Source organism: Micromonospora sp. NPDC005237 (assembly GCF_040607775.1).
Classification (GTDB): domain Bacteria; phylum Actinomycetota; class Actinomycetes; order Mycobacteriales; family Micromonosporaceae; genus Micromonospora.
The window spans coordinates 297589-324568 of record NZ_JBEXHJ010000008.1; the positions used below are offsets into that span (position 1 = coordinate 297589).

The 26980-nt window shown below is 72.6% G+C and carries 27 protein-coding genes; 14 read left to right on the plus strand and 13 right to left on the minus strand.

Features of this window, described 5'->3' with window-relative positions; genetic code table 11:
* Nucleotides 1-54: 54 nt before the first annotated feature.
* On the plus strand, nt 55-2124 hold the full coding sequence (pta, locus tag ABZT87_RS23270) for a phosphate acetyltransferase (RefSeq protein WP_355138039.1): 2070 nt from the start codon (nt 55-57) through the stop codon (nt 2122-2124).
* A complete protein-coding gene (locus ABZT87_RS23275; RefSeq protein WP_355138041.1) occupies nt 2121-3236 on the plus strand; it encodes an acetate kinase in 1116 nt (371 codons plus the stop codon). Before pta ends, ABZT87_RS23275 begins: the two co-directional genes overlap by 4 nt.
* A gap of 53 nt (nt 3237-3289) precedes the next feature.
* Here the strand turns inward: ABZT87_RS23275 and ABZT87_RS23280 are convergent, their stop codons facing one another.
* Nucleotides 3290-3463, minus strand: coding sequence for a hypothetical protein (locus ABZT87_RS23280; protein ID WP_234588635.1), 174 nt, complete (start codon nt 3461-3463; stop codon nt 3290-3292).
* 157 nt (nt 3464-3620) lie between these two features.
* On the opposite strand from ABZT87_RS23280, the gene ABZT87_RS23285 reads away from it, so the two are divergent.
* Together ABZT87_RS23285 and ABZT87_RS23290 are read left to right on the plus strand one after the other, a co-directional pair.
* Nucleotides 3621-4511, plus strand: coding sequence for an alpha/beta hydrolase (locus ABZT87_RS23285; protein ID WP_355138043.1), 891 nt, complete (start codon nt 3621-3623; stop codon nt 4509-4511).
* An 86-nt stretch (nt 4512-4597) separates the two neighbouring features.
* Complete coding sequence (locus tag ABZT87_RS23290; protein WP_355138045.1) at nt 4598-5143, plus strand: aminoglycoside adenylyltransferase; 546 nt, start codon at nt 4598-4600, stop codon at nt 5141-5143.
* On the opposite strand, the gene ABZT87_RS23295 is transcribed toward ABZT87_RS23290, so the two are convergent.
* The gene (locus ABZT87_RS23295) at nt 5025-5486 is read right to left on the minus strand and encodes a MerR family transcriptional regulator (protein WP_355138047.1); all 462 of its coding nucleotides are present in this window, start codon (nt 5484-5486) and stop codon (nt 5025-5027) included. The two genes, ABZT87_RS23290 and ABZT87_RS23295, sit on opposite strands and share 119 nt — an antisense overlap.
* A 90-nt stretch (nt 5487-5576) precedes the next feature.
* Between ABZT87_RS23295 and ABZT87_RS23300 the strand changes: the two genes are divergently transcribed.
* Both ABZT87_RS23300 and ABZT87_RS23305 read left to right on the plus strand, forming a co-directional pair.
* On the plus strand, nt 5577-6626 hold the full coding sequence (locus ABZT87_RS23300) for an aldo/keto reductase (protein ID WP_355138049.1): 1050 nt from the start codon (nt 5577-5579) through the stop codon (nt 6624-6626).
* A 126-nt stretch (nt 6627-6752) separates the two neighbouring features.
* Nucleotides 6753-7718: a chlorophyllase gene (locus ABZT87_RS23305; RefSeq protein WP_355138051.1), complete on the plus strand. Its 966-nt coding sequence runs from the start codon at nt 6753-6755 to the stop codon at nt 7716-7718.
* Nucleotides 7719-7864: 146 nt separating this feature from the next.
* Here ABZT87_RS23305 and ABZT87_RS23310 read toward each other — a convergent pair whose 3' ends face one another.
* The 3 genes from ABZT87_RS23310 to ABZT87_RS23320 form a co-directional block, all read right to left on the minus strand.
* Complete coding sequence (locus ABZT87_RS23310) at nt 7865-8827, minus strand: zinc-binding dehydrogenase (protein WP_354858483.1); 963 nt, start codon at nt 8825-8827, stop codon at nt 7865-7867.
* Between the two features lie 36 nt (nt 8828-8863).
* Nucleotides 8864-10042 (minus strand): NADP-dependent malic enzyme, encoded by a 1179-nt coding sequence (locus tag ABZT87_RS23315; protein WP_355063651.1) that lies wholly within the window; start codon nt 10040-10042, stop codon nt 8864-8866.
* A 143-nt stretch (nt 10043-10185) separates the two neighbouring features.
* On the minus strand, nt 10186-10536 hold the full coding sequence (locus ABZT87_RS23320) for a S26 family signal peptidase (protein ID WP_355138053.1): 351 nt from the start codon (nt 10534-10536) through the stop codon (nt 10186-10188).
* An 84-nt stretch (nt 10537-10620) separates the two neighbouring features.
* Here ABZT87_RS23320 and sodN point away from each other — a divergent pair, with 84 nt between their 5' ends.
* The 3 genes from sodN (at nt 10621) to ABZT87_RS23335 (ending at nt 11983) form a co-directional block, all read left to right on the plus strand.
* Nucleotides 10621-11025 carry a superoxide dismutase, Ni gene (sodN, locus tag ABZT87_RS23325; protein ID WP_007464694.1) on the plus strand — a complete coding sequence of 135 codons (405 nt, stop codon included), beginning with the start codon at nt 10621-10623 and terminating at the stop codon, nt 11023-11025.
* A 62-nt stretch (nt 11026-11087) separates the two neighbouring features.
* Nucleotides 11088-11543, plus strand: coding sequence for a GNAT family N-acetyltransferase (locus ABZT87_RS23330; protein ID WP_354858530.1), 456 nt, complete (start codon nt 11088-11090; stop codon nt 11541-11543).
* A gap of 32 nt (nt 11544-11575) precedes the next feature.
* On the plus strand, nt 11576-11983 hold the full coding sequence (locus ABZT87_RS23335; protein ID WP_266245852.1) for an ATP-binding protein: 408 nt from the start codon (nt 11576-11578) through the stop codon (nt 11981-11983).
* 72 nt (nt 11984-12055) lie between these two features.
* On the opposite strand, the gene ABZT87_RS23340 is transcribed toward ABZT87_RS23335, so the two are convergent.
* The gene (locus ABZT87_RS23340) at nt 12056-12445 is read right to left on the minus strand and encodes a hypothetical protein (RefSeq protein WP_355138055.1); all 390 of its coding nucleotides are present in this window, start codon (nt 12443-12445) and stop codon (nt 12056-12058) included.
* A 43-nt stretch (nt 12446-12488) separates the two neighbouring features.
* On the opposite strand from ABZT87_RS23340, the gene ABZT87_RS23345 reads away from it, so the two are divergent.
* Nucleotides 12489-13439: a diacylglycerol kinase family protein gene (locus ABZT87_RS23345; RefSeq protein WP_355138057.1), complete on the plus strand. Its 951-nt coding sequence runs from the start codon at nt 12489-12491 to the stop codon at nt 13437-13439.
* Between the two features lie 447 nt (nt 13440-13886).
* Nucleotides 13887-14144 (plus strand): WhiB family transcriptional regulator, encoded by a 258-nt coding sequence (locus tag ABZT87_RS23350; protein ID WP_007072794.1) that lies wholly within the window; start codon nt 13887-13889, stop codon nt 14142-14144.
* A 166-nt stretch (nt 14145-14310) separates the two neighbouring features.
* Here the strand turns inward: ABZT87_RS23350 and ABZT87_RS23355 are convergent, their stop codons facing one another.
* Genes ABZT87_RS23355 through ABZT87_RS23370 form a run of 4 tightly spaced genes read right to left on the minus strand, consistent with a single transcriptional unit; the run spans nt 14311 to nt 17724 of the window.
* On the minus strand, nt 14311-15099 hold the full coding sequence (locus tag ABZT87_RS23355) for a CbiX/SirB N-terminal domain-containing protein (RefSeq protein WP_355138233.1): 789 nt from the start codon (nt 15097-15099) through the stop codon (nt 14311-14313).
* Complete coding sequence (locus ABZT87_RS23360) at nt 15096-15857, minus strand: phosphoadenylyl-sulfate reductase (RefSeq protein ID WP_355063653.1); 762 nt, start codon at nt 15855-15857, stop codon at nt 15096-15098. Before ABZT87_RS23360 ends, ABZT87_RS23355 begins: the two co-directional genes overlap by 4 nt.
* Nucleotides 15854-16015 (minus strand): hypothetical protein, encoded by a 162-nt coding sequence (locus ABZT87_RS23365; RefSeq protein WP_354858473.1) that lies wholly within the window; start codon nt 16013-16015, stop codon nt 15854-15856. Before ABZT87_RS23365 ends, ABZT87_RS23360 begins: the two co-directional genes overlap by 4 nt.
* The gene (locus tag ABZT87_RS23370) at nt 16012-17724 is read right to left on the minus strand and encodes a nitrite/sulfite reductase (protein WP_355138059.1); all 1713 of its coding nucleotides are present in this window, start codon (nt 17722-17724) and stop codon (nt 16012-16014) included. Before ABZT87_RS23370 ends, ABZT87_RS23365 begins: the two co-directional genes overlap by 4 nt.
* A 311-nt stretch (nt 17725-18035) precedes the next feature.
* Between ABZT87_RS23370 and ABZT87_RS23375 the strand changes: the two genes are divergently transcribed.
* On the plus strand, nt 18036-19667 hold the full coding sequence (locus tag ABZT87_RS23375) for a glycosyltransferase family 39 protein (RefSeq protein WP_355138061.1): 1632 nt from the start codon (nt 18036-18038) through the stop codon (nt 19665-19667).
* Nucleotides 19668-19953: 286 nt separating this feature from the next.
* On the opposite strand, the gene ABZT87_RS23380 is transcribed toward ABZT87_RS23375, so the two are convergent.
* Nucleotides 19954-21546, minus strand: coding sequence for a histidine kinase N-terminal domain-containing protein (locus ABZT87_RS23380; RefSeq protein WP_355063659.1), 1593 nt, complete (start codon nt 21544-21546; stop codon nt 19954-19956).
* Nucleotides 21547-21576: 30 nt separating this feature from the next.
* Nucleotides 21577-22608 (minus strand): SIS domain-containing protein, encoded by a 1032-nt coding sequence (locus ABZT87_RS23385; protein WP_354858527.1) that lies wholly within the window; start codon nt 22606-22608, stop codon nt 21577-21579.
* 183 nt (nt 22609-22791) lie between these two features.
* On the opposite strand from ABZT87_RS23385, the gene ABZT87_RS23390 reads away from it, so the two are divergent.
* Nucleotides 22792-24621, plus strand: a complete 1830-nt coding sequence (locus ABZT87_RS23390; protein WP_355138063.1) for a tetratricopeptide repeat protein — start codon at nt 22792-22794, stop codon at nt 24619-24621.
* Between the two features lie 58 nt (nt 24622-24679).
* Here ABZT87_RS23390 and ABZT87_RS23395 read toward each other — a convergent pair whose 3' ends face one another.
* Complete coding sequence (locus tag ABZT87_RS23395; protein WP_355138065.1) at nt 24680-26260, minus strand: MDR family MFS transporter; 1581 nt, start codon at nt 26258-26260, stop codon at nt 24680-24682.
* Between the two features lie 112 nt (nt 26261-26372).
* Between ABZT87_RS23395 and ABZT87_RS23400 the strand changes: the two genes are divergently transcribed.
* Nucleotides 26373-26975: a helix-turn-helix domain-containing protein gene (locus ABZT87_RS23400; protein WP_355138067.1), complete on the plus strand. Its 603-nt coding sequence runs from the start codon at nt 26373-26375 to the stop codon at nt 26973-26975.
* Nucleotides 26976-26980: the final 5 nt, after the last annotated feature.

The following is a 26980-nucleotide window of genomic DNA, read 5'->3' on the forward strand; positions in this document are numbered from 1 at the left end:
GACGTGCTGACGAGCGGACCGACGACGGCCACCACGATCTTGTAGCGTGGGGCCGTGGCGCGCAGCGTGTATCTGACCAGCGTCGGTTCGGGCGGGGGCAAGTCGACCATCGCCCTCGGGCTGGCCGAGTTGCTGTCCCGCCAGGTCGGGCGGATCGGTGTGTTCCGGCCGCTGGTGGCCGACACCGGCCCGGACCCGATCCTCGCGCTGCTGAGCGAGCGGTACCGGGTCGAGGTGCCGCTCGCCGAGCTGGCCGGATCCACCTACGCCGAGGCGGCCAGGCTGGTCGCCGACGGCCGACGGGAAGAGCTGATCTCCGCTGTCGTCCAGCGGTACCGGGCGGTGGAGCGGCAGTGCCCGGCGGTGGTCGTGGTGGGCAGTGACTTCGACGAGCCGGGCGACCCGGCGCACCCCCGCGAGCTGGCCTTCAACGCCCGGCTGGCCACCGAGTTCGGCAGCGTGGTGGTGCCGGTGGTGGACGGCTACGAGCAGGAGCCGACGGCCGTCGCGGCGGCCATGCGCGGGGCGTACCACGATGTGGCCGACCTGGGCGCGACGGTGCTGGCGGTGATCGCCAACCGGGTGTCCGAGCCGATGACGCTGCCGGAGCTGCCCGTGCCGGCGTACGCCATCCCGGAGGTGCCGAGCGTGTCGGCGCCGACGGTGGCCGAGGTGGCGGCGGCGCTCGGCGCCACCCTGCTGGCCGGGGACGACGCGGCGCTCGGCCGGGACGTGCTGGACTTCGTGGTCGGCGCGGCACACGTGCCGACCCTGCTGGGCCACCTCACCGAGGGCGCTCTGGTGATCACCCCCGGGGACCGGGCCGACCTGCTCGTCGCCGCCAGTGCGGCGCACGTGGCCGGGCAGGTGTCGGTGGCCGGGCTGGTGCTCACCCTCGGCGAGCAACCCGACCCCCGGGTGATGCGGCTGGTGGAGGGCCTCAACACCGGCCTGGCCGTGCTCTCCGTCGGCAGCGACAGCTACGACACGGTGGCCGCGTCCAGCCGGATCGAGGGGCGGCCCAGCGTGGCCAACCCCCGCAAGGTGGAGGCCGCGCTCGGCGCGTTCGAACGCTGCGTGGACACCGACGACCTGGCCCGCCGGCTGCGGGTCAGCCGCTCGACGCGGGTCACCCCGCTGATGTTCGAGAACGAGCTGATCGACCGGGCCCGCTCGAAGCCCCGGCACCTGGTGCTGCCCGAGGGCGCCGAGGAGCGCATCCTGCGGGCGGCGGAGATCCTGCTGCGCCGGGGCGTGGCCGACCTGACGCTGCTCGGCCGCCCGGACGACATCGCCCGGCGCACCCGCGAGCTGGGCATCGACCTCGGCGACGCGCGGCTCGTCGACCCGGCCGCCAGCGGGTGGCGCGACGAGTTCACGGCCGAGTACGCGCGGCTGCGCGCCCACCGGGGCGTCACCGCCGAGCTGGCGCACGACATCGTGGCCCAGCCCAACTACTTCGGGACGCTCATGGTGAACGCCGGGTACGCCGACGGCATGGTCTCGGGGGCCACGCACACCACCGCCGCCACCATCCTGCCCGCGTTCGAGATCATCCGTACCGTGCCGGAGGTCTCGGTGGCCTCCAGCGTCTTCTTCATGCTGCTCGCCGACCGGGTGCTGGTCTACGGCGACTGTGCGGTCAACCGCGACCCGGACGCCGCCCAGCTCGCCGACATCGCGATCTCGTCGGCCGACACCGCCGCCCGCTTCGGCATCGAACCCCGGGTGGCCATGCTGTCGTACTCCACCGGCAGCTCCGGCGCGGGCGAAGACGTGGAGAAGGTCGCCGCGGCCACCGCGCTGGTCCGGGAGCGTCGGCCCGACCTGCTGGTCGAGGGGCCGATCCAGTACGACGCGGCGATCGACCCCGCCGTGGCGGCGACGAAGCTGCCCGACAGCCCGGTCGCCGGCCAGGCCACGGTCTTCATCTTCCCGGACCTGAACACGGGCAACAACACGTACAAAGCGGTGCAGCGCTCGGCCGGGGCGGTCGCCGTCGGCCCGGTCATGCAGGGCCTGCGCCGGCCGGTGAACGACCTGTCCCGCGGCGCGACCGTGCCGGACATCGTCAACACGGTGGCGATCACCGCCATCCAGGCGGCCGCCGAGGAGGCGTCATGAGTCGGGTGCTGGTGCTCAACTGCGGGTCGTCGTCGGTGAAGTGGCGCCACTACGACGGGGACCAGCCCTTCGACCAGGGCACCGTCGAGCGGGTCGGTGAGCCCGGCGGCGGCCCGGCGGACCACGCCAGCGCCGTCCGGCAGATCCTGGCCGGTCTGGACCTGAACGGGCTCACCGCGGTCGGGCACCGGGTGGTGCACGGCGGACGGAAGTTCACCACCCCGGTCCTCATCGACGACGCGGTGCTGGCCGCGATCAAGGATCTGGTGCCGCTCGCCCCGCTGCACAACCCGGCCAACCTGGCCGGCATCGAGGTGACCCGGGCGGCGCTGCCGGACGTCCCGCAGGTCGCCGTCTTCGACACGGCGTTCCACCACACCCTGCCGGAGGCCGCCGCGACCTACGCGATCGACCTGGACACCGCGCAGCGGTACGGCATCCGCCGGTACGGCTTCCACGGCACCTCGCACGCGTACGTCTCCCGGCGTACCGCCGAACTGCTGGGCCGCCCGTACGAGCAGCTCAACACCATCACCCTGCACCTGGGCAACGGGGCCAGCGCCTGCGCGGTCGCGAACGGCCGCAGCGTCGCCACCTCGATGGGGATGTCGCCCCTCCAGGGGCTGGTGATGGGCACGCGCAGCGGCGACCTCGACCCGACCGTGATCTTCCACCTGCGGCGGGAGGGCGGGCTGTCGGTCGACGACATCGACGACCTGCTCAACCACCGCAGCGGGCTGCTGGGGTTGACCGGCGTCAACGACATGCGCGAGGTGCTGCAGCGCAGGGCGGCCGGGGACCGGGCAGCCGCGCTGGCCTTCGACGTGTACTGCCGGCGGATCACCGGGTACGTCGGCGCGTACTACGCGCTGCTCGGCCACGTGGACGCGATCGCGTTCACCGCCGGCGTGGGCGAGCACGCCGCGCCCGTCCGGGCCGCCGCGCTGGCCGGGCTGGCCCGGCTCGGCATCACCGTCGACGAGGCGCGCAACAACGGTGACGGCGACCGGCTGATCTCGCCGGACGACGCCGAGGTGAGCGTCTGTGTCATCCGCACCGATGAGGAACGGGAGATCGCCCGGCAGACCCGGGACGTGGTCGGGGCGCACTGACGTCGCCCCGACCCGTGGGAGCGGGCCCGCTCAGCGCATCGCCGCGCGCCCGCTCAGCGCATCGCCAACCAGGCGACGAGGGCCACCAGCAGTACGACGACCACCGCCGCACCGACGATGAGCGGCAGGCGGGACGGCGCGTCGGCCGGGCCGGCGGCCTCCGGCGTCTGGGTGAAGGCGCGGAACGCCTCGGTGTTGCCGCTGGGGTCGGTGTAGTTCTCAGCCATGTCGGTGACCCTAGCGAAGCCGGTCGCCGAGCGCCGCCCCCGCCTCCGCCGTCCCACCGGGTCGAGCCGGCCGGCGGAGGCGACCCGACCGGGTGGCGGGCAGAGCCGGGCCGGACGGCGGGGCCGCCGGATGTGCCCGGGCACCTACGGTGAAACGGTGGGGGCGGGACGGCTGGTCGCCGTACTGGTGACAGCGCTGCTGGCCGGTTGCGCGCCGGCCACCGCCGTGGCGGGCGGCTCCACCGGGCCGCCGTCCGCGCGCCGAGCGCCCGAGGGGTCGTACGTCGTCGGCGTGCGTACGCTCACCCTCGATCCGCGCTCGGCGCGCCCCCTGCCGGTGACCATCTGGTATCCGGCCGGGACCGACGGGGTGGCCGCCGGCCGCTTCCCGGTGGTGATCTACAGCCACGGGCTGCACAGTCGACCCGAGCTGCACGCCGGGCTGACCACCCGCTGGGCGGCGGCCGGTTTCGTGGTGGCGGCGCCCGCGTACCCGCACACCAGCGCGGGTGCCGCGCACTTCACCCGGGCCGACGTGCGCAACCAGCCCGCCGACGGTTGGCGGCTGATCCGGCACCTGGGCCGCCTCGACGGCGACCCGGGTGATCCGCTCGCCGGCCACCTGGACCTCACGTCGATCGCCGCCGCCGGTCACTCGGCGGGCGGCTTCACCACCTCCGGCATGTTCACCGAGGGCCACCCGGCCCGGCTGCGCGGGGGCATCGTGATCGCCGGCGGCGGGCTGCCGGGCAGCTTCGCCGGACCGACCGCACCGGTGCTCTTCGTGCACGGCACGGCCGACCCGGTGGTGCCGGTGACGGTCGGCCGGGCGGCGTACGCGCGTACCCCGGGACCGGCGGTGTTCGTCAGTGTGCTCGGCCAGGACCATGGCGCGTACCTCACGCCGGGCAACCCCGGATTCGCCGCCGTCCTCGCCACCACCACCGACTTCCTGCGCTGGACCCTCTACGGTGACCGGACCGCCGGCGCCCGCCTGCCCACCGACGCGCGCACGCCCGGCACCCACTACGAGTCCCGCCTCACCTAGCGGCGGTGGCGGTGGCCGCACACGACAAGCGCTGCTGCCCACTGAAGGCTCCCCCGCGCACCCGGACGTGCCGCTAGGGTGCCCCGGTGGACGACCTCGCGCGCCGCCAGTTGGCGAGCATCGCCGAAGTGGTCGAGGTGGCCGGATCGGCCGGCATTCCGCTGTGGTTGCGTGGCGGCTGGGCGATGGACTTCCAGCTCGGCCAGGTGTCCCGACCGCACGTCGACGTCGACTGGTACTGCTGGCGCCAGGACGCGGCCCGGCTGGCCGCCCTGCTGCTGGCCCGGGGCTGGCGACCCGATCCTCGGATGCCGGTGGAGCTACAGCTCGACCTGTTCGCCGCCGACGTGGAGGTGAGCTTCGCGTACCTGGGTCGCGACGACGCCGGTCGACCGACGGTGGGTGCCGGGTCCTGGGCCGGCACGCCACTGCCGGCCGGGATGCTGGACGCACCACCCGGCCGGCTCGGCCCGTTGACCGTGCCGACGATCTCGGTGCCGGCCCAGATCGAGTTCAAGCAGATGTACCCGGTGTGGATGCCGGAGCGGCCCCGCCGTCCGAAGGACGCGGACGACCTGGCTCGACTGCGGGCTGGGCTCCGTCGAGAAGGTCCTCGTACACCCCGACCTTGAAGCCGATCAGGTCCAGGCACTGGGTGAGCCTGCCGATCTGGCTGGTGACGCGCTCCCGGTGCTCGCGCAGGAGGGCGAGACGTTCCTCCTCGTTGCCGGCGCCCTCCCGGACGAGGTCGGTGTACCGGCGGAGCGCGGGCAACGGCATGCCCGAGGCGCGGAGAATGATGCAGACGGTCAGCCAGTCGACGTCGTCCTGGCTGTAGACACGACGCCCACCGGGCCCACGGCGTACGGGATCGACGAAGACGCCCTCCTGCTCGTAGAAGCGGAGGGCGTGCACGCTCAAGCCGGTACGTTCGGCGACCTGCCCGATGCTCAGACTCACGGTGTCCTCGGCCATGCCGAGCAGGGTAACGAGGCTTGACCTAGAGCCGACTCCAGCTCCTAGGGTCCCCCGTGATCGTTACGACATCGCCAAGGGAGCATCGGCATGCGCTATCGCACACTCGGCGGCACCGGCATCGAGGTGAGCACCCACTGCCTCGGGACCATGATGTTCGGCGCCGTCGGAAACCCGGACCACGACGACTGCGTCCGCATCGTCCACGCGGCCCTGGACCAGGGCATCAACTGTGTCGACACCGCCGACATGTACGGCCGGGGCGAGGCCGAGCAGATCGTGGGCAAGGCGCTGCGGGGGCGTCGGGACGACGTCGTCCTCGCCACCAAGGTGCACTTTCCGATGGGTGAGGGGCCCAACCAGGGCGGCAACTCGCGGCGCTGGATCCTCAAGGCGGTCGAGGGGAGCCTGCGGCGCCTGGGCACCGACTGGATCGACCTCTACCAGGTCCACCGCCCCGACCCCTCGACCGACATCGAGGAGACGCTCTCGGTGCTCACCGACCTGGTGCGCGAGGGAAAGATCCGCGCCTTCGGGTGCTCGACGTTCCCCGCTGAGGAGATCGTCGAGGCGCACCAGGTCTCCGAGCGTCGCGGCCTCGGGCGGCTGCGCACCGAGCAGCCGCCGTACTCGATCCTGGCCCGCGGGGTCGAGGCGTCGACCCTGCCGGTCTGTCAGCGCTACGGCATGGGAGTGCTGGTCTGGAGTCCGCTCGCCTTCGGATTCCTCAGCGGGAAGTACCGCAGGGACCGGCCCGTCGACCTGTCGACCGGGCGTGCCGTGCTCCGGCCGGCGCAGTTCGATCCCACGCTCGCCGAGAACGCCGCCAAGCTCGACATCGTCGAGCAGCTCGTCGACCTCGCGGCGGGCATCGGCTGCACGCTCCCGCAGCTCGCCATCGCCTTCACCGTGGCCCATCCGGCGGTCACCTCGGCGATCATCGGACCGCGGACCATGGCGCACCTGGAGGACCTGATCAAGGGCGCCACGCTCACCCTGGACGACGCGAACCTCGACCGGATCGACGAGATCGTGCCGCCCGGAACCAACCGGTACGACCCCAACGCCGCCTTCCCGCCACGCTCCCTGACCGACACCGCCCGGCGGCGGCGCCCGCTCCCCGACCGCGCCGCGGCCTGAGCGAACCGGTCACGGCGTGGCCCGAGCGAGCCGGTCACGCCGCGGCCTGAGCGAACCGGTCACGCCGCGGCCACTGCGCGTCGAACCGCGCCGAGCCGGTCGGCGCGGCAGGGCACAATTGGCTTCATGTCGCGTCGCGTCACCTCCACGCTGCTGGCCAGCGTCCTGCTCATGGCCAGCCTGGTCGGCTGCTCCGCCGACGCCCGCAAGACCGAGAGCTGGCGGGCGCCGGCCGCGCCACCGCCCGCCGCCACGCCGACGCCGCAGGTACCCGCCGGGACCGCACCGAAAAGCGCCTTCGGCGTCGGCGTACGCCAGCTCAAGCTGAACCGCGACGGCCGCGCGCTGCCGGTGACGCTCTGGTATCCGGCGGCCGGGGAGGCCGGCGGCGCGGTCAAGCGGTCCGCGGCGGCGGCACAGGGCCGGTTTCCGGTGGTGATGTTCAGCCACGGCCTCACCGGGCGGCCGGAGGACTACGCCACCCTGCTGACCCGCTGGGCGGCGGCGGGCTTCGTGGTGGCCGCGCCGACCTTCCCGCACACCTCCCGGGGCAGCGACGGCAACATCCTCGACGTGCTCAACCAGCCGGCCGACGTGTCGTACGCGCTGACCCAGGTGCTGGCGCTCGACGGCAAGGCCGGCGACGGGCTGCGCGGCCGGCTGGCCACCGACCGGGTCGCCGCGGCCGGGCACTCGGCCGGCGGGGTGACCACCATCGGCCTCTTCACCGCCAGCCGGGACGAGCGGCTGGACGCCGGGGTGGTGTTCGCCGGCACGGCCGTAGGCGTGGGTACGGCGTTCGCAGGGGCGACCGCGCCGCAGCTGTTCGTGCACGGCGAGCTGGACGAGGTGGTCGACTACGCGGCGGGCAAGGCGGCGTACGACAAGGTGCCGTGGCCGAAGGCGCTGCTCAGCCTGCCCAAGGGCGACCACGGGCGGGCGCTGCTCAGCGACGCCGCGACGCTGCGGGTCGTCTCGGACACGTCCGTCGAGTTCCTGCGCTGGTCGCTGTACGGCGACGCGGAGGCCAAGAAGCGCATCCCCACCGACGCGACGCGCGGCGACATCGCCACCTTCGACGATCACCTCTGAGATCCCGACCGCTCCGACCGCTCAAGATCGCGGATTAACCAGGAAGTAGTGGCCTCCCACGACGCGGAGGCCACTATTTCCATGATGTCTTGGGGCGGGGCAGGGCTGGGCCGGCCGGGCGGCGTCCGGCGGGGGCACGACCCGCGTCAGGCGGTGTGGTCGATGACGATCTTGCCGAAGGTGTCGCCGGAGTGCAGGCGGGCGAAGGCGTCCTCGACCCGGCTGAACGGGACCACGGTGTCGATCACCGGGCGGACCTCATTCTCGGCGCAGAACGCCAGCAGCTCGTACAGCTCCTCCGGCGTGCCCATCGAGGTCCCCAGGATCTCCAGCTGCATGGCGAAGACCCGGCGCAGGTTGACCGACGGCTGGTGCCCGGCGGTGGCGCCGGAGACCACGATCCGGGCCATCGGCGCGGCCGACTTCAACGAGTGGTCGAACGTCGCCGCGCCGACCGTCTCGATCACCACGTCGACCCGCTCCGGCAGCCGGGCACCGGACTCCAGGGCAGTCGCCCCGAGGGCGGTGATCCGCTCCCGCTTGGCGGCGTCACGGCTGGTCGCGTACACCCGCTTGCCCATCGCGACAGCGAGCGCGACGGCCGCGGTCGCGACGCCGCCGCCCGCGCCCTGCACCAGCACGCTGTCGGCGTCCGCGACGCGGCCCTTGGTGGTCAGCATCCGCCACGCGGTCAGCCAGGCCGTGGGCAGGCACGCCGCGTCGGTCGCCGCCATGCCGTCGGGCAGTGGGATCAGGTTCGACCGGGGTACGGCGACCCGCTCGGCGAGGGTCCCGGCGAAGTGCTCGGACAGGATCGAAACCCCGCGCGGGTCACCCGGGGTGACGACGACCGGGTAGACGACCATCTCGTTGCCGTCGGCGTCCACGCCGACCGCGTCGCAGCCGAGGATCATCGGCAGCTGGGCCTCGGTGAGACCGACGCCGCGCAGCGACCAGAGGTCGTGGTGGTTGAGCGAGGTGGCCCGTACCTGCACGGTCACCCAGTCGTCCTCCGGGTGGGTCGGCTCGGGCCGCTCACCGACGGTGAGGGCGGCGAGCGGATCGGCATCGTCGAAGCGGGAGGCGAAGGCGGCACGCATGATCGGCACGGTAACAAGCTGAGCGCCCGTTAAGAAGGGCCCCGCCTACCGGCGGGCGACTCCGTCGCGACGGGCCGCTTCGGCGACGGCCTCGGCGACGGCCGGGGCGACGCGCGGGTCGAGCGGCGACGGGACGATCGCGTCGGCGGTGAGCGACTCGGCCACCACGCCGGCGATGGCGTCGGCGGCGGCGACCTTCATCCCCTCGGTGATCCGGGTGGCCCGCGCGTCCAACGCGCCCCGGAACACCCCGGGGAAGGCCAGCACGTTGTTGATCTGATTGGGAAAGTCGCTGCGGCCGGTGGCGACCACCGCGACGTGCCGGGTGGCCACCTCGGGGTGCACCTCCGGGGTCGGGTTGGCCAGCGCGAACACGATCCCGCCGGGTGCCATCTGGGCGACGGCCGCCTCGGGGATCTGCCCGCCGGAGACGCCGATCAGCACGTCCGCACCACGCAGCGCCTCGGTGATGTCGCCCTGGCGGCCGTCGGCGTTGGTGCTCGCCGCCAACTCGGCCTTGGTGCCGGTCAACTCGGTGCGGTGCCGGCCGATGATCCCCTTGGAGTCGCAGACCACCACCTGGTCGGGGTTGACCCCACCGGCGACCAGCATCTTCGTCACGGCCACGCCGGCCGCGCCCGCGCCACTCACCGCCACCCGCAGGTCACCGAGCTTGCGGTTGAGCAGGGTGGCGGCGTTGCGCAGCGCGGCGAGCACCACGATGGCGGTGCCGTGCTGGTCGTCGTGGAAGACCGGGATGTCCAGCGCCTCGTCGAGTCGGCGCTCCACCTCGAAGCAGCGTGGCGCGCTGATGTCCTCCAGGTTGATCCCGCCGAACGACGGGGCCAGTGCCCGCACCACCGCGACGATCTCGTCCACGTCCTGGGTGTCCAGGCAGACCGGAACCGCGTCCACCCCCGCGAACTGCTTGAACAGCACCGCCTTGCCCTCCATCACCGGCAACGCGGCGCGCGGGCCGATGTTGCCGAGCCCGAGCACCGCCGAACCGTCCGTGACCACCGCGACGGCGTGCGACGCCCAGGTGTAGTCGTCGGCCAGGTCGGGGTCGGCGGCGATCGCCTCACACACCCGGGCCACACCCGGGGTGTACGCGAGGGAGAGGTCCTCGCGGCTGGTGAGCGGGACCGTCGAGGCGACGGCCATCTTGCCGCCCAGGTGCAGTTGGAAGACGGGATCAGCAGGGTCCACGGTGGACGAAGACATGATGGTGACTCCAGGATCTGTCGAGCAGACGGGGCGGCCGGCCCGGCCGCGAGGTGGGCGGCGAGCAGTGGCACGCGGTGCGGGGGGTCACCCGGGCACTTTCCGAGCATAGTGTCGGTACCGTCACTCGGATGTGAGCAGGGTCATAACGTCCGACGGTGCACCCGTCCGGGGCGGGGCCAGTAGCGGAACAGCACCCTCCCGCGCACGTCGGCCACCCCGTACGCCCGGGAGTCGTCGGTGACCAGATCGTTGTCGCCGCGCAGCCACCAGCCGCCGTCCTGCGGTCGTACCGCCCGCTTCACGACCAGCAGCTCGGGACGCGTCCGGAAGACGGCGACCACCACGTCACCGGGTCGGATCGGGCGCCCCCCCGAGCGGACCAGCACCGCGTCGCCGTGCCGCAGCGTCGGCGCCATGGACGGGCCCGTCACCGAAACGGGCGTCAGCGGCCCGCGCAGGTGCGGCACCTCCGCCGGGTGATCGGCTCGCACTGGTTTCACCTCCACCCGGTTCGGGGAGCATTCCCAGGAGTAATGTCGCCTTTGATCATCGCAAACTTCCCATGGAGGATCCCGATGCGACTTCCACGCATCCTTGCGCCCCGCGTCACCGCGAGCGCTCACTGCGACCTGCCGTGCGGCGTCTACGACCCGGCCCAGGCCCGGATCGAGGCCGAGTCGGTCAAAATGATCTGCGAGAAGTACCAGGCGAACACCGACCCGGAGTTCCGCACCCGGGCGGTCATCATCAAGGAGCAGCGCGCCGAGCTGGTCAAGCACCACCTGTGGGTGCTCTGGACCGACTACTTCAAGGCGCCGCACTTCGAGAAGTACCCGAACCTGCACACCCTGTTCAACGAGGCCACCAAGCTCGCCGGCGCCGGTGGCGTCAAGGGCAGCCTCGACCCGGCCACCGCCGACAAGCTCCTCGCGAAGATCGACGAGATCGCGAAGATCTTCTGGGAGACCAAGAAGGCGTGACCAACGCGGTCATCCCGACGATCCGGCCGGTACGTCCCGAGGACGTGCCGGCCGTCGTCGCCATGGTGCACGAGTTGGCGGAGTACGAACGCGCTCCCGACCAGTGCCACCTCACCACCGAGCAGCTCACCTCGGCGCTGTTCGCGACTGCTCCGGCGCTCTTCGGCCACGTCGCGGTCGACGAGCGCGACCAGCCGGTCGGCTTCGCCCTGTGGTTTCTCAACTTCTCCACCTGGGCTGGCGTGCACGGCATCTACCTGGAGGATCTCTACGTATCCCCGGCCGCCCGGGGCACCGGCGCGGGCCGGCTGCTGCTCGCCACGCTCGCCGACATCTGCGTACGACGGGGTTACCGGCGGCTGGAGTGGTGGATGATCGAGTGGAATCCGGCTGCCGGTTTCTACGCCTCCATCGGCGCCGAGCAGATGAGCGAGTGGGTCCCCTACCGGCTCAGCGGTGACGCGTTGCGCGACCTGGCCGCTCAGGCGGAGGCCGCCGACACGCGCCCGAACGACTGACCGGGTAGAGTCCCCGACCGGGGGGATGAGGCGTGACTCAACTGACCGGCCAGCCAGCGACCGACGACGACGTGGTGCACCTCACGGTGCCCGCCGACGGCGGTTACCTCGGCGTGCTCCGCACCGCCACCGCCGGCCTCGCGGCCCGGTTGCAGTTCGCGCTCGACGAGATCGAGGATCTGCGGATCGCCGTCGACGAGGCGTGCGCCATGCTGCTCGCCATCGCCACCCGCGACGCCGAGTTGGAGTGCCGGTTCTCGGTCACCAACGACGCGCTGACCGTCGAGGTGACCGTGCCGACCGTACGCGGGGCAACGTTGCCGGCCGAGTCGTCCTTCGCCTGGAAGGTGCTCACCGCCCTGACCACGTCGGCGTCCGCCACGGCCACCGACGGCCGGGCGACGATCTCGTTGCTCACCCGCCGCTCCGGCGGCTACTGACCGACGCACCCCGCCGACCCCGTACAGCCGGGGCCGCGGGCGAATCCGTTGCTCTCCGCCCGTGCGGCGGGGTCACTCGAAGCCGAGGGCCTTCGTCGTGGGCGGGCTGACGAGCAGCCAGCCGACGCCCAGGCCGAGCGCCATCAGCGGTACGCCAGCCCAGCCCAGCCCGGCCTGGATCATGAACCAGCCGATCGGCAGCAGCATGAGCTGAAGGACGATCGCGGGGGCCCGCGCGCCGGCCTGTCGGCGCAGCAGCGCGCGGCCCAGCGCCCAGAGCGCGATGGCCGCCCCGACGGCGAACGCGGTCACCAGCAGCGCCGACGCCAGGTCGGTGGTGGTGGCGGTGAGGTCGGCCCAGACCAGCCAGACCGCGATCAGCCCGACGGCGACCGCCTCCGCCCAGAGCAGCCGCACCGCCCAGCGGAGTGTGACGGGAACCGGGGCCGAGTCGATGGTCACGCGCGCCACGATACCCGGGCTACCGAGAGGTACAGTGCCGCCCATGCGGGCCGTCCTGGTGGTCAATCCGAAGGCCACCACCACCAGCGAACGCAGCCGGGACGTGCTTGTCCGGGCGCTGCGCAGCGAAGTCGACCTCAGTGTGCGCTACACCCGTCGCCGGGGGCACGCCATGGCGCTGGCCCGGGAGGCCGCCGTGGAGGGGGTCGATCTCGTCGTCACCCTGGGTGGTGACGGCACTGTGAACGAGGTGGTGAACGGCCTGATGGCGGCCGAACCGCCGGCCGGCGTCGAGGGCGCCTCGATGGCGGAGCGACTGCCCGCGTTGGCCACCGTTCCGGGCGGTTCGACAAACGTGTTCGCCCGCGCGTTGGGCCTGCCCCGGGAATGGCCGGAGGCGACCAGCATGATCCTCGAAGGGTTGCGCCTGGGCCGGCACCGCACGGTCGGGCTGGGCCGCGCGGACGACCGCTACTTCACCTTCTGCGCCGGGTTCGGCGTGGACGCTGCGGTGATCCACCGGGTGGAGCAGGCGCGGCGGAAGGGGCGGGTCTCGACTCCGGGGCTCTACCTGCGCTCGATCATGAACCAGTACTTCTTCGCCTCGGACCGGCGGCATCCGGCGATCAGCCTGGAGCGACCGGGTGAGCCGGCGGAGGACGAGCTGGCCACCGTCATCATCCAGAACACCGCTCCGTGGACGTACCTGGGCGACCGCGAGGTCAACCCGAACCCGGAGGCGTCGTTCGATCTCGGCCTCGACGTGCTGGCACTGCGTCAGCTCCGGGTGGCTAGCACAACACGGACAGTCACCCAGTTCCTGTCCCGGCGGCCGGATCCGAGCGGTCGTCAGGTGTTACGACTCCATGACACAGCGGAGTTCACCCTGCTCTCCAGCCGCCCGCAGGCGTTCCAGCTGGACGGCGACTATCTTGGCGAGCGGGAGAAAGTCAGATTCGCATCCATTCCGGCCGCACTCAGAGTAATCTGCTAGGTCTCGGGTACTGCCCTTGGTCGACGCGGCGCCGCAACCGCGCCGGCAGGTGCCGCCACACCGAGGGGCAGGTGCCGGAAATGTCAGCAATGTCACGCGGACTGTACTATATTGATCCTCGGCTGTGGCACGGCGGGTAACCAGGAACGCACTGGAACCCGGACAAATGGGTTGTGGGCTTGCTCACCGCTTGGAGTTTTTCCGAGCGTCACCCTTGACATCACGAGCGTTCGTGAAAGTATTCACAAGCGAACTTGAGTTACCGGGACATTGCCTGGATATGCTCGTCAGGTTGAGCTGTTCCAGCAGGTCTCCGAGGCTAACCGCCTGCTCACGCACTGCCGAATGGTCAGACGCGAACGGTCACCTTAGGCACTGCTGATGCATATAGGAAAAGCACTACCCGCAATAAATTGCCACCCATCCAGAATGAGGAGTGTTGCCGCCATGGACTGGCGTCACCATGCTGTCTGCCGCGACGAGGACCCGGAACTGTTCTTCCCGATTGGGACGTCCGGACCGGCTCTCCTGCAGGTCGAGCAGGCCAAGGCCGTCTGCCGGCGCTGCTCCGTGACCGACCAGTGCCTCCAGTGGGCGCTCGAGTCGGGTCAGGACGCCGGCGTCTGGGGCGGGATGAGCGAGGAGGAGCGGCGCGCTGTGAAGCGGCGCGGCGGCCTCCGGGTGCTGCGCGCTCACTCCGCCTGATCCCCAACGACACAGCTGCACGCCCCGGCAGGTCCGCCTGCCGGGGCGTACTGCTGTCCCGTGCCCGCCAACCCGCCTGAGCCGCCACCGGCTCCGCCGCCGTCTGCGCCAACCCGGCTGAGCCGCCTGAGCCGTCAGCGGCAGAGCCGCCCGAGCCGCTGAGCCGTCAACCCGTCGGTGCCAGCGCGCCCCGGTCGTCGACCCGGCGCAGCACCAGCTCGGCCAACTCCGGCGCATCCGTGAGCGGGGCCGCCACCGCCACCGCACCGGCCGCCCGAGCCGAGTCGGCCACCGCGTCGTGGAACAGGCCCGGCGCGAGGAAGTACGCGGACACCGCCACCCGGCGCGCGCCGGCCGCCCGCAGCCGGGCCACGGCCACAGCGGTCGCCGGTGGGGCCGCCGAGGCGTACGAGACCCGGCAGGGCACCCCGAACTCCGCGCCGAGCGCGTCCGCCACCCGGCCCACCGAACCGCGCGCCCGGGCGTCCCGGGTGCCCGCGGCGGCCAGCACCAGCGCGTCGAAGCGCCCCGGGCCAACCTCGACGAGCCGACGGCGCAGCCCCGCCAGCAACGCCGGCGACACCGTTCCGTCCGCCGGACCGAGCACGTCGGTCACCCGTACCGCCAGTGGGGGCCCGGCCTCCGTCGCGGCGGCGACGGCCGCCGGAATGTCCACCCGGTGGTGGTACGCGGCGGTCAGCAGCAGTGGCACGACCACCGCACGGGGATGCCCGGCCTCGGCCAGCCTGCGCAGCACCTCGGTCGGTCCCGGCTCGGTGTGGTCCAGCCAGCTCGCCCACACCGACAGGCCGGGCCGGGCGGCCGACACCGCCCGGGCCAGCGCCCGGGTGGCCTCGGCCGCTCGTGGATCCCGGCTGCCGTGTGCGACAAGCACCACCGGGGCCGCCCCGCCGGCCGCAACCGGGCCGGTCGGGGTCGTCGGTGACGGGGTCAGACGTGCAGCCCGCACTCGGTCTTCTCGAACATGGCCCACCGCCCGGCCCGCGGGTCCTCGCCGGCCTTCGTCCGTCGGGTGCACGGCCAGCAGCCGATCGAGCCGTAGCCCTGCTTGAACAGCTCGTTGACCGGGACGTTCCAGCGGGCGATGTAGGCGTCCACGTCCGCCTGCGACCAGGCCGCGATCGGGTTGACCTTGACCTTGCCGCGTCGCGCGTCGAACGTCACCACAGGCGTGTTGGCACGGGTCGGCGACTCGTCCCGGCGCAGGCCTGCGGCCCAGGCGTCGTACCCGGACAGCGCCCGCTCCAGCGGCTCCACCTTGCGCAGCTGGCAGCAGTCGTCCGGCGACTTGTTGAACAGTCGCGGACCGTACTGGCCGTCCTGCTGCCCCACGGTGAGCCGGGGCCGGATCGACCGGACGTTCACCGGCAGCGTCCGGGCCACCTCGTCGCGCACCCGCAGTGTCTCCGGGAAGTGCAGACCGGTGTCGAGGAAGACCACGTCCACCCCCGGGGCGACCCGGGACACCAGGTGGGCCAGGACGGCGTCGGCCATCGAGCTGGTGACGCAGAAGCGGTCACCGAAGGTCTGCGCCGCCCAGCGGGCGATCTCCAGGGCGGGGGCGCCCTCCAGGTCCTGAGCCGCCTGCTCGGCCAGCGTCCGCAGCTCGTCCGGGCTGCGCCCGGCCGGGTCGGTCGAGGTCTGAGCGCCCGGACCGACCAGGCGCAGGCTCGCGGCGGAGACGAGACTCATCGGGTCACCGCCTGCGAGAGCAGCCCGGTGAACTTCACCGAGAAGACCCGTGCGCAGGCGTGGCACTCCCAGGCGCCGTGCCCCGCCTCGTGCGGCCGCAGGTCCTCCTCGCCGCAGTACGGGCAGTACAGGGGTGCCGCTCGGTTCTCGCTGCTCATCGCAGTTCCTCCTCGTCGACTCTGATCACCCAGTTGGCGAACGTCTCGCCCTCGCTCCGCCCGGCCAGGTAGCGACGGGCCAGCCGTTCCACGTACTCCGGAAGCTCGTCGGCGGTGGTCTTCAGACCGCGCAGCTTGCGGCCGAAACCAGCCTTCTGCCCCTGCGCCATGCCCAGGCCACCGCCCAGGTGCACCTGGAAGCCCTCTACCTGGCGGCCGTCCGGGCCGACCACCAGCTGGCCCTTGAGCCCGATGTCGGCCACCTGGGTGCGGGCGCAGGCGTTCGGGCAGCCGTTGATGTGGATCGAGATGTCCGCGTCGAAGTCGCGCAGCCGCTGCTCCAGCCGGGCCACCAGCTCCTCGCCGCGGGCCTTCGTCTCGACGATGGCCAGCTTGCAGTACTCGATGCCGGTGCACGCCATCGTGCCGCGTCGCCAGGCCGACGGCCGGGCCTCCAACCCGATCCCGCGCAGCGCGTCGACAAGCGACTCCGTCCGCTCCGACGGCACGTCGAGCACCAGCAGCTTCTGGTACGGGGTGAGCCGCACCCGGTCGCTGCCGTGCGCCTCGACCACGTCGGCCAGCTGGGCGAGCTGCCCACCGGAGACCCGCCCGACCACCGGGGCGGCCCCCACGTAGTGCCGCCCGTCGGCCTGCTCGTGCACGCCCACGTGGTCGACCGGCTTCGCCGGCAGCTCCGGGGCGGGACCGTCGAGCAGCGTACGGCCCAGGTACTCCTTCTCCAGGACCTCCCGGAAACGCTCCACGCCCCAGTCGGCCACCAGGAACTTCAGCCGGGCCCGGTTACGCAGCCGGCGGTAGCCGTAGTCGCGGAAGATCCCGACCACGCCGGCCCACACGTCCGGCACCTCGGCCAGCGGCACCCAGACGCCGAGCCGCTGGGCGAGCATCGGGTTGGTGGAGAGCCCGCCACCGACCCAGACGTCGAAGCCGGGCCCGTGCTCGGGGTGGTCGACGCCGAGGAAGGCGATGTCGTTCGACTCGTACGGGGTGTCGACCAGCCAGGAGATGGAGGTCTTGAACTTGCGGGGCAGGTTGGAAAACTGCTTGTCCCCCACGTACCGGGAGACGATCTCGTCGATCGCCGGGGTCGGGTCGAGCAGCTCGTCGCGGGCCACCCCGGCGACCGGGCTGCCCAGCACGATCCGTGGGCAGTCGCCGCAGGCCTCGGTCGTCTGCAGGCCGACCGACTCCAGCCGACGCCAGATCTCCGGCATGTCCTCGACGCGGATCCAGTGGTACTGGATGTTCTGCCGGTCGGTGATGTCGGCGGTGTCCCGGGCGAACTCCCGCGAGATGTCCGCGATCACGCGCAGCTGAGCCAGGCTGAGCTGGCCGCCGTCGATGCGGACCCGGAGCATGAAGAACTCGTCCTCCAGCTCGTGCGGCTCCAGCACGGCGGTGCGCCCGCCGTCGATGCCCGCCTTGCGCTGGGTGTAGAGGCCCCACCAGCGGAAACGGCCGCGCAGATCCTGCGGGTCGATGGAGGCGAAGCCGCGGTGCGCGTAGATGTTCTCGATGCGGGCCCGGACGTTGAGCGGGTCGTCGTCCTTTTTGATCCGCTCGTTGGGGTTGAGGGGCTCGCGGTGGCCGAGCGCCCACTGACCCTCACCCCGGGGCCGGCGTGGCGCCCGGGCCGGGCGGGCCGTCGGGTCCCCGGAACGGGCCGGGATGCTGCTGACCGCCATCGCGGCGTCCTCCGTTGTCTGCTGTGCCTCGGGCTACGCGGGGCGCGGCGGCCGGCCCGCGTAGCGGGCGGGACAACGGTGTCTTCAGACAGCCGGCGCGGAGCGCGCCCGAGACGGATTGGTCGGGCGTCGTCAGTAGGCCGGACAGATCGCGCTGCGCACGCGGCCGTAATCAACGTGGCGACGAGCCACGAAGCGGCGGACGACTGCGGCGGTCATGGGCCCATGCTGCCACACCCCATGGGGGCCGGCCAATGTCCGCGTGCTGGATCCCACATCACGGGCCGGCCTGGCCGTGGCAGGCTCGGACCGTGGGCGGATTGTCCGAGTCGACCGGGGCGGCGTGGGAACACCTGCGTCGCCTGCCGGTCTGGCTCCCCCCGGCGCTGCTCACCCTGGCGGTGACGGTGACCGGGCTGGGCTCCGCCCAGCTCTGGCGCGACGAGCTGGCGACCTGGAGCGCGGCCACCCGCTCGCCCCGCGACCTGGCCCGCCTGGCCGGCACCATCGACGCCGCCACCGGGCCGTACTACCTGCTGATGCACGGCTGGACCAGAGTCTTCGGCGACTCGACGGTCGCGCTCCGCGCGCCGGCCGTGCTGGCGATGACCGTGGCTGCCGGGTTGCTCGCCGTGCTCAGCGCGCGACTCGTCGACCGGCGTGCCGGCCTCTTCGCGGGGTTGCTGTTCGCGGTGCTTCCCGGCACCTCCCGCTACGGCCAGGAGGCCCGCCCGTACGCGCTGGCCACCATGCTCGCGGTGCTCGCCACCCTGCTGCTGGTGACCGCGCTGCGCCGACCGAGCTGGGCCCGTTGGGCCGGTTACGCCGTCGCCGTCGCCGCGCTCGGGCTCATCCATCTGATCGCGCTCACCCTGCTCGCCGCGCACGCGCTGGTCGTCGTCATCACCTGGTGGCGTGGCCCGGCCGCCGCCGGCGTCGCCTCGCCGGTCGCCGGGACGACGCCGACCCACCACACCGCGCCGGTCCACCACACCACCCCGGCCCACGACAGCGCGCCGACCCACGACAGCGCGCCGGTCCACGACAGCGCGCCGACCCACGACAATGCGCCGGCCGGCCGGCCCGGCGGCCGGGACGGGCGGATTTGGCGGTGGGTGATCGCCCTGGTGCCGGCCGCGCTGGTGGTGACCCCGCTGCTGCTGCGCGCCCGCGCCCAGCGCTCCCAGCAGTTGAGCTGGGTCGATCCGGCCCGGCTGGACGACCTGAGCGCGCTGCCCGGCGGCGTGGCCCAGAGCAGCGTGGTGGGCGGTCTGCTGGTCGGGGTCGCCGCTCTGGGCGCTGCCCGGCTCGGGCGGCGCGCCCTGCTGCCGATGAGCGCGATGCTGCTGCCCGTGCTGCTGCTCTTCGCCGTCGGCACGGTCGTACCCCTGTGGGTTCCTCGGTACCTGGTCTTCGTGGTGCCGTTCGCGTGTCTGCTGGCGGGCGCGGCGCTGGCCGCCGTGGCCCCACCGGCCGCTCTCGTCGTGGTGGTCCTGGCCGCGCTGCTCGGCCTACCCGACCAGGCCGCGCTGCGCCGGACCCACGAGTGGCCGCGCAGCGCGCCGGTGGACTACGCGGGCGCGGCTCAGGTGATCGCCGACGGCCAACGCCCGGGGGACGCGGTGGTCTACTCGCCCCGGCACAGTTGGCTCTTCCTCGACCTCGGCATCGAGTACCACCTCGGCGACCCCCCACGGGATGTGCTGGTCACCGAGGACGAGGTCCGCCGGGGCGACCTGTGGGCCGCCGAGTGCCCGCAACCGGCACAGTGCCTGGCCGGTACGACACGAGTGTGGCTCGTCGTCTCCGGCCGGCACGCCGAGCCGCTGGCCGCCGTGCCCGGCGCCAAGGGCGACGCGCTGCGCACCGACTTCACCGTCACGCAGGTCTGGCAGCGTGCCGGCCTGACCGTCGCGCTGCTGACCAGCCGCCTCGATCGCTGACCCACCGGCCCAGCCCGGTCGTCGCCTCGGGCCGATGCCGCCCAGGGTCGGGGGGCTCGGCGCGACAGCCTGGACACCCCGCCAGCCGTCGCCCGTCACACCTCAGTAGGCGATATACCTGTGAGTCATATTTATGACTCACAGGTATATGGCTCCAAACGACATGACTGCCCGGCCGCGCCGCGCCGGCAAGCCGGGACGGTAAACGCGCCACCAACGCCGGACCGCGAACGCGTCACCAACGCCAGAGCCCCAGCGGCCGACGGAGGCGTAACCGGGCGGGGGGTCAGGCTTGTGAGCGGCCTTCCGGGGCGTTGCGGGCCAGCGGGACGACGAGCAGCGCCTCGGTGCCGCCCTTGGCGCCCGCGCGCAGCTCGATGGTGCCGCGCAGCTCGCCGGTGACCAGGGCCCGCACGATCTGGAGACCGAGTCGGCTGCCGCGCTCGGCGTCGAACTCGGGTGGCAGCCCGCGCCCGTTGTCGGTCACCGAGACGTGCAGCATCTTGCGGAACCGGTGCGCCGAGACCACCACCTCCGGTCGCGCCGACGGATCAACCTCGGCGACGACGGCCGGCACCACGCCCGAGGTCGGCGGCACGGGTGCGTCGTCCGTCTCGTCGGCTGGGGGGAAGCCGTGTTCGACGGCGTTGAGCAGCAGTTCGTTGAGGACCATCACCAGCGACGTGGCGATCTCCGCGGGCAGTACGCCGAAGCTGCCCTTGCGGCGCATGCCGACGCTCACCTCGGTCGCCGCGACCTCGGTCGCCGCGCTGGCGACCCGGTCGACGATGCCGTCGAACTCGACCGCCTCATCGCTGGACATCGAGAGCGTCTCGTGCACGAGAGCGATCGAGGCGACCCGGCGGACGGACTCCTCCAGAGCGACCCGGGCCTCCGGCATGGCCACCCGGCGGGCCTGCAACCGCAGCAGCGCGGCCACCGTCTGGAGGTTGTTCTTCACCCGGTGATGGATCTCCCGGATGGTGGCGTCCTTGGTGATCAGTGCCCGGTCCCGACGACGGACCTCGGTGATGTCCCGGACCAGCACCAGCGCGCCGATCGGCACCCCGGCCGGCATCAGCGGCAGGGCCCGGGTGAGCATCGTGGCCCCGCGTGCGTCGATCTCCCGCCGGGGCGGCGCCTCGCCGCGCAACGCCGCCAGGATGCCGTTCGCCGCCTCGGTGCCGTCCAGCGGGTCGCCCGCCAGCCGGCGGTGCAGCGCGGCCAGATCCTCCCCCACCAGGTGGGAGGCGTAGCCCAACCGGCGGTACGCGGACTGCGCGTTCGGGCTCGCGTAGGTGACCTTGCCACCGGCGTCCAGCCGGACCAGGCCGTCGCCGACGCGGGGGGCGGAGGTGGTCTCGCCCGGGTGCCGCGGTGGCGGGAAGGTGCCGTCCGCGATCATCTGGGCGAGGTCGTCGGCCGTGGTCAGATAGTTGAGTTCCAGCTGGCTGGGCGTACGCGCGGTGGAGAGGTTGGTGTCGCGGCCGACCACCGCGATGACCTCGCCGGCCTCGCCGTCGGCGGTGCGTAGCCGGACCGGGATCGCCTCGTGTCGGGCCGGCACGTCGCCGTACCAGACCGGGTCGCCCTCCCGCCAGATCCGCCCCTGGGAGTAGGCGACCCCCAGGTGGGCCACCTCCGAGCCGCCGATGATCCGGCCCACCTGGTCGTCCTGGTACGCGGTGGGCGCGGTCGTCGGGCGGACCTGGGCGACACAGAGGAACGTGCCCTCGGCGTCGACCGGCACCCAGAGCAGCAGGTCGGCGAAGGACAGATCGGAGAGCAGCTGCCAGTCGCCGGCGATCCGGTGCAGGTGGTCGATGTCGGCCGGACGGAGATGGGTGTGCTCCTCGGCGAGGTCGCGCAGCGTGGACACGGTGACCAGGGTGCCACGCCGCGCGGCGCCTCACATCGTCGCGGTGACCTTCTTCAGGCCGCGCGGCGCGTCCGGGTCCTCGCCACGGGTCAGGGCCAACGCCAGCGCCAGCCGCTGCAACGGCAGGATGTCCAGCAGTGGCGCGTACCGCTCGTCGACCTCGGGGACGGCGAGCCGGGTGGCGCCCGGCACGTCGGCGGAGCCGACGACCACCACGTCGGCGCGGCGCTCGCCGAGGCGGGGCAGCACCTCGCCCATCGACCGGCCACCCGGACCGGAGCCGACGACGGCGAGCACCGGGACCTCCGGGTCGGTCATCGCGAGCGGGCCGTGCAGCAGGTCGGCGCCGGAGAAGGCGAGCGCCGGCAGGTACGAGGTCTCCATCAGCTTCAGCGCGGCCTCGCGGGCGGTCGGGTAGGCGTACCCACGGCCGGTGGTGACCAGTTGGCGGGCGAAGCGGTAGCGCGGCGCGAGCTGGGCCGGGGTGTCGTCGGCGAGCGTCCTGGTGGCCAGGTCGGGCAGCGCGGCGAGCGCCTCCCGCTCGGCCGCCGGGAGCACGCCTTCGCCGGCCCGGATCCCCTCGACCAGCATGAGCAGGGCGAGCAGTTCGGCGGTGTACGTCTTCGTCGCCGCCACCGCCCGCTCGTGCCCGGCGGCGATGTCGATGCTCAACTCGGCCGTCTCGGCCAGCGGGGAGCCGGGGGCGTTGGTCACCGCGAGGGTGAGCGCGCCGGAGGCCCGCGCGGCGCGCAGCACCTCGGCGAGGTCGGGTGAGCCACCGCTCTGGCTGACCCCGACGACGAGCGCGTCGGACAGGTCGGGGCGGGCGCCGAACAGGGTGACCACGCTCGGCGAGGCGAGCCCGGCGGGCAGGCCGAGCCGGATCTCGGTCAGGTACGCGCCGTAGAGGGCCGCGTGGTCGGACGTGCCCCGGGCGGTGAAGACCACGTGTCGCGGTCGACGCTCGGCCACGACAGCCGCCACCCGGGCGATCGCCGCGGCGTTGGCGCTGTCGAGCAGGCGCGCGTAGCCGGCGGGCTGCTCGTCGATGTCGGCCGCCATTCCGGACCCTGCACGTGTCACGAACGCTCCCCTCTTGCGCGATTGCCGCGCGTTTCCTGCTCAGTCTTGCACGTTAGAGTTGACAGCAGCAATTGTTCGAGCAGCAGTGCGCAGTTGATCACTTGATCATCTCAATATCAACTACGCTGGCCCCGCTGTCTGTAGCTGCGACGAGAGGACACCGTGCCAGAGGGAAGGGACGAGCCCGCGCTCTCCGCGACGGAGGAGCTGGCCCTGGCCCGGCTGGCACTGGACGAGGGTGACCTCCACCACGCCGCCGGCCACCTGGCCGGCGCGCTGGCGCGGGCACCCACCCTGCCTGAGGTGCACGAGACGCTGGCCCGCCTCGCTGCGGCCGACGGAGGAGGGCTCGACCTCTTCCCGATCAACCACCACACCTTCGTGGGCGCGGTCGTCGCCCGCGCCCACCTGCTGGCCGCCGCCGGTCGCCCCGCCGAGGGTCTGGAGCTGCTGGCGGCGGCGACCGGTCACACCCCCGGCACCCAGTGGGCGGGCGTGCCGTGGGTGACCGCCTCCGAGCTGGCCGAACGGCTGGAACCGGAACACATCGCCCGCGTCCTCATGCAGGTGTGCGCGGCGCTGACCGACCCGGTGCCGAGGGCCGGGCGGAACGCCCTCACGCCGTACCTCACGCTGGCCCGCAACGCCGCCACCGTGCACCCCGAGCACGGTCTCCTGCTGGGCGCGGCGTCCGCGCTGGCCCGACGGCTCGGCGAGGTCGCGCTGGCGATCCGCTGGGCCAGCCGAGGAGTACGGTGCCAGCCGTCGAAGATGGGCGAGGTCTGGCTCGGGTACGCGTACCGCAGCGCGGGTCGGACCCGCGACGCCCTCGCGGCCCTCGGCCGGGCCGTCGACCTGGACCCCGACGACCTGGCCATCTACGCCGACATCGCCGGCACCCTGGCCGAGAGCGGCCGACTCGACGAGGCGTTGGAGTGGACCGAGCGGGCGCTGGCCCGGGACCCGTCGTTCGACTGCGCGGTGCACACCGCCCACCGGCTGCGGCACCTGCGCGACGGCGACCTGTCCCACCTGGTCGCGCTCGCCGACTTCATCCGTGACCACCCGGACGACAGCCACGAGCACGGCGATCTGGCCCAGTGCTGCCGGGGACGGCCCTGGCTCGGGCAACTGACGCCGGCCGGCGGCCCCCTGGTCGACGCGCTCCGTCGGGCGGTCGCCGACGACGACAACGGCATCGGCGGCGCCGTACGCCTCGCGGCGGCAGCCCCACCGAGCGCCCTACGGACGGCGACGGCGGTGGCGCCCGGACTGCGGATCGAGGTCGCCGGCGCCGCGGAGCCGGACCCGCGCGAGCCCCGACGCCCGTCCGCGCAGCGGCTGTGGCATTTCGCGGAGAACGTGCCGACGCCGGCACTGCCGGCGCCCTCGGCGGCGGCGGTCGAACGGATCGGACAGGTGGCCCACCCGGCGTGGCCGCACCCGCCGGCGGCCTACGACGCGGCGGTGGGCCTGGCCGGCCTGGACGTCGACGACCTGCTCGGGCTTCTGGTGCACCCGCCCGCGGCACCGGCGAGCGGGCTGGGACGACTGCTGGCCGCCCAGGATCCGTCGATCTGGGTCCGCGGGGTGCAGGTCTGGGCCTGTCTGGGGCTGCTGCACCAGCGCACCGACGAGCCCTGGGCGGACTCGACCCGACGCCGGGTGCTGGTGGACCTGGTCTGGGGTGTGGAGGACTGGGTCACCGAGGCGGCGCTGTTCGCCCTGATCACCGCCGCCTGGGTGGACCCGGCGGTGCGGCCGGACGTGGCCCGCGTGGTGGCGGAGCGGTTGGCCGACGCGGCGGCGGTGGCCCAGGCCCGGCCGGTGCCGATCGCGGTCTCGCTGGCCCACCTCGCGCTGGCCGCCCCCGCCCTGGACCCGGACACCGCGGCACTGGCCACCCGGATGCTCGGCGAGCTGGCCCCCCGAATCCCCCGCCCCCGCAACCCGCTGCGCCGCCTCTGGCAACGGCTGACCCGCCGCTCCTGACCCGCGCGCCGCGCCCTCCCCACCGGGGGACGACGCGGCGCGCGGGTGCCGGGTGGGCTCAGGCGACCGGGGCCTTGCCGAGGGCGACCTCGGCCTCCTCCTCCGGGGTGGCCTGCGGCGGCGCCTCGTTGGCGGTGCGCAGCGGGATCTCCTTGATGAACCAGGCGAGCACCGGGATCACGATGGTGAACAGCACGGCCCAGAGGAACACGTGCGAGATGGCGTCCGAGAGACCGGTGAGGACCAGCTCACGCGCCTGGGCGGGCAACTGCTTGAGCTTCTCCAGGTCCATCCCGCCCTCGCCGCCGCCGCTGAACGCCTTGCCGGCGGCGGAGCCGGCGAGCTGGTTGGCGAAGATCGCGCCGAAGAGCGAGACACCGAACGAGCCGCCGATCGACCGGAAGAAGGTGGCCGCGCCGCTCGCCGCGCCCAGGTCCTTCTGCTCCACGCTGTTCTGCGCGATCAGCATGGAGGTCTGCATGAGGAAGCCCATGCCGACGCCCAGCACGACCATGTAGAGCGAGGACTGCAGCTTGCTGGTGTCGAGGGCGAGCATGGAGAGCAGCGCCATGCCCCCGGTCATCACCACGCCGCCGATGATCGGGTACGCCCGGTACCTACCGTTCTTGGTGATCGCCCGGCCGATGACCAGCGAGACCACCAGCATGCCGAACATCAACGGCAGCAACAGCAGGCCGCTGTTGGTGGCCGAGGCCCCCTGCACGGTCTGCTGGTAGAGCGGCAGGAAGTTCATCGCGCCGAACATCGCGAAGCCGAGCAGGAAGCCGATCACCGAGATCAGCGCGAAGTTGCGGTTGGCGAACAGCGCCAGCGGCAGGATCGGCTCCGGAACCCGGCGCTCCACGAGGCCGAACGCCACCAGCGCGACCAGCGCCAGCACGGCCAGGCCGACGATCTGCGGCGAGACCCAGTCGTACTCGTTGCCGCCCCAGGTGGTGAGCAGCACGATCGCGGTGATGCCGACCGAGAGCAGGCCGGCGCCGAGCCAGTCGATCCGGTGCTCGGTGCGGTACTTCGGCAGGTGCATCGTGGTGATCAGCACGAGCAGCGCGACGCCGCCCAGCGGCAGGTTCACGTAGAACGCCCAGCGCCAGGAGAGGTTGTCGGTGATGAAGCCGCCGACCAGCGGGCCGGCCACCATGGCGATGGCCATGATGCCAGCGATCATGCCCTGGTAGCGCCCGCGCTCACGCGGCGGCACCAGATCGCCGATGATCGCCATCACGCCGACCATCAGGCCGCCGGCGCCCAGGCCCTGCACGGCGCGGAAGGCGATCAGCTCCATCATGCCCTTGTCGACACCGCCGAACATCGCCGAGCCGGCCATGCCGCAGAGCGCCGATCCGATCAGGAAGATGACCACCGAGGTCAGGAAGACCGTCTTGCGACCGTAGAGGTCGCCGAGCTTGCCCCAGATCGGCGTGGAGACAGTCGTGCCGAGGATGTACGCCGTGACGATCCACGTGAAGTGGCCGGCACCGCCGAACTCGAAGGTGATCCGCGGCAGCGCGGTGCTCACGATCATGTTGTCGAGCATCGCGAGCATCATCGCGATCATCAGCCCGAACAGCACGACCCGTACGTTGGGTCGTGCGCCGGCCTGGGTTGCCTGTGTCATGGGTAAGCTCCCCCCAAAGATTGCCTTACTTACTTGCCGCCCGGCTAGTCACCTTACTAGCCGCACGGTAAGTTGGGTACCAACTGACGGTCAAGTGAATTGGGGGGCGTAGGTGAGGGAGAGCACAGGCGGCACCCGAGAGCGGATCAAGGCCGTCGCGTTGGAGCTCTTCACCGAGCAGGGCTACGAGAAGACCTCGCTGCGGGAGATCGCCGAACGCCTCAACGTCACCAAGGCGGCGCTCTACTACCACTTCAAGAGCAAGGACGACATCGTCGCCAGCTTCGTGGAGGATCGGCTGGATCAGATGGACGCGCTGACCGCCTGGGCCGACTCACAGCCGGCGACCCTGGCCACCCGCCGCGCCCTCATCTCCCGCTACGCCGACACGATGTTCGGCGGCGACATGCCGTCGGTGATGCGCTTCTTCGAGCAGAACCAGACAGTGCTCAAGAGCCTCTCCTCCGGCCAGCAGATGCGTGGCCGGATGATGCGGCTCGCCAGCGCCCTCTGCCGGGGCGACGACTCCCCCGCCGCCCAACTGCGCGCCACCCTGTCCCTGTTCGCCGTGCACACCAGCTGGTTCGCCGTGCGGGCACCGGGCATCACCGACGCCGAACGCCGCCGGCTGGCGCTGGAGGTGGCCGACGAGTTGCTGGCCGCGATCGGCGCGGAGCCCGACGAGGAGGTGGCGTCGACCAGCGGTCGGGGCTGACGAGC

What these genes read in the sequence shown, in the direction of transcription:
- ABZT87_RS23275 (WP_355138041.1), top strand. Translation starts at nt 2,121, where the DNA reads ATGAGTCGGGTGCTGGTGCTCAACTGCGGGTCGTCGTCGGTGAAGTGG.
- ABZT87_RS23280 (WP_234588635.1), bottom strand. Translation starts at nt 3,463, where the DNA reads ATGGCTGAGAACTACACCGACCCCAGCGGCAACACCGAGGCGTTCCGC.
- ABZT87_RS23295 (WP_355138047.1), bottom strand. Translation starts at nt 5,486, where the DNA reads ATGGCCGAGGACACCGTGAGTCTGAGCATCGGGCAGGTCGCCGAACGT.
- ABZT87_RS23300 (WP_355138049.1), top strand. Translation starts at nt 5,577, where the DNA reads ATGCGCTATCGCACACTCGGCGGCACCGGCATCGAGGTGAGCACCCAC.
- ABZT87_RS23305 (WP_355138051.1), top strand. Translation starts at nt 6,753, where the DNA reads ATGTCGCGTCGCGTCACCTCCACGCTGCTGGCCAGCGTCCTGCTCATG.
- ABZT87_RS23315 (WP_355063651.1), bottom strand. Translation starts at nt 10,042, where the DNA reads ATGTCTTCGTCCACCGTGGACCCTGCTGATCCCGTCTTCCAACTGCAC.
- sodN (WP_007464694.1), top strand. Translation starts at nt 10,621, where the DNA reads ATGCGACTTCCACGCATCCTTGCGCCCCGCGTCACCGCGAGCGCTCAC.
- ABZT87_RS23330 (WP_354858530.1), top strand. Translation starts at nt 11,088, where the DNA reads ATGGTGCACGAGTTGGCGGAGTACGAACGCGCTCCCGACCAGTGCCAC.
- ABZT87_RS23345 (WP_355138057.1), top strand. Translation starts at nt 12,489, where the DNA reads ATGCGGGCCGTCCTGGTGGTCAATCCGAAGGCCACCACCACCAGCGAA.
- ABZT87_RS23350 (WP_007072794.1), top strand. Translation starts at nt 13,887, where the DNA reads ATGGACTGGCGTCACCATGCTGTCTGCCGCGACGAGGACCCGGAACTG.
- ABZT87_RS23360 (WP_355063653.1), bottom strand. Translation starts at nt 15,857, where the DNA reads ATGAGTCTCGTCTCCGCCGCGAGCCTGCGCCTGGTCGGTCCGGGCGCT.
- ABZT87_RS23365 (WP_354858473.1), bottom strand. Translation starts at nt 16,015, where the DNA reads ATGAGCAGCGAGAACCGAGCGGCACCCCTGTACTGCCCGTACTGCGGC.
- ABZT87_RS23370 (WP_355138059.1), bottom strand. Translation starts at nt 17,724, where the DNA reads ATGGCGGTCAGCAGCATCCCGGCCCGTTCCGGGGACCCGACGGCCCGC.
- ABZT87_RS23385 (WP_354858527.1), bottom strand. Translation starts at nt 22,608, where the DNA reads ATGGCGGCCGACATCGACGAGCAGCCCGCCGGCTACGCGCGCCTGCTC.
- ABZT87_RS23395 (WP_355138065.1), bottom strand. Translation starts at nt 26,260, where the DNA reads ATGACACAGGCAACCCAGGCCGGCGCACGACCCAACGTACGGGTCGTG.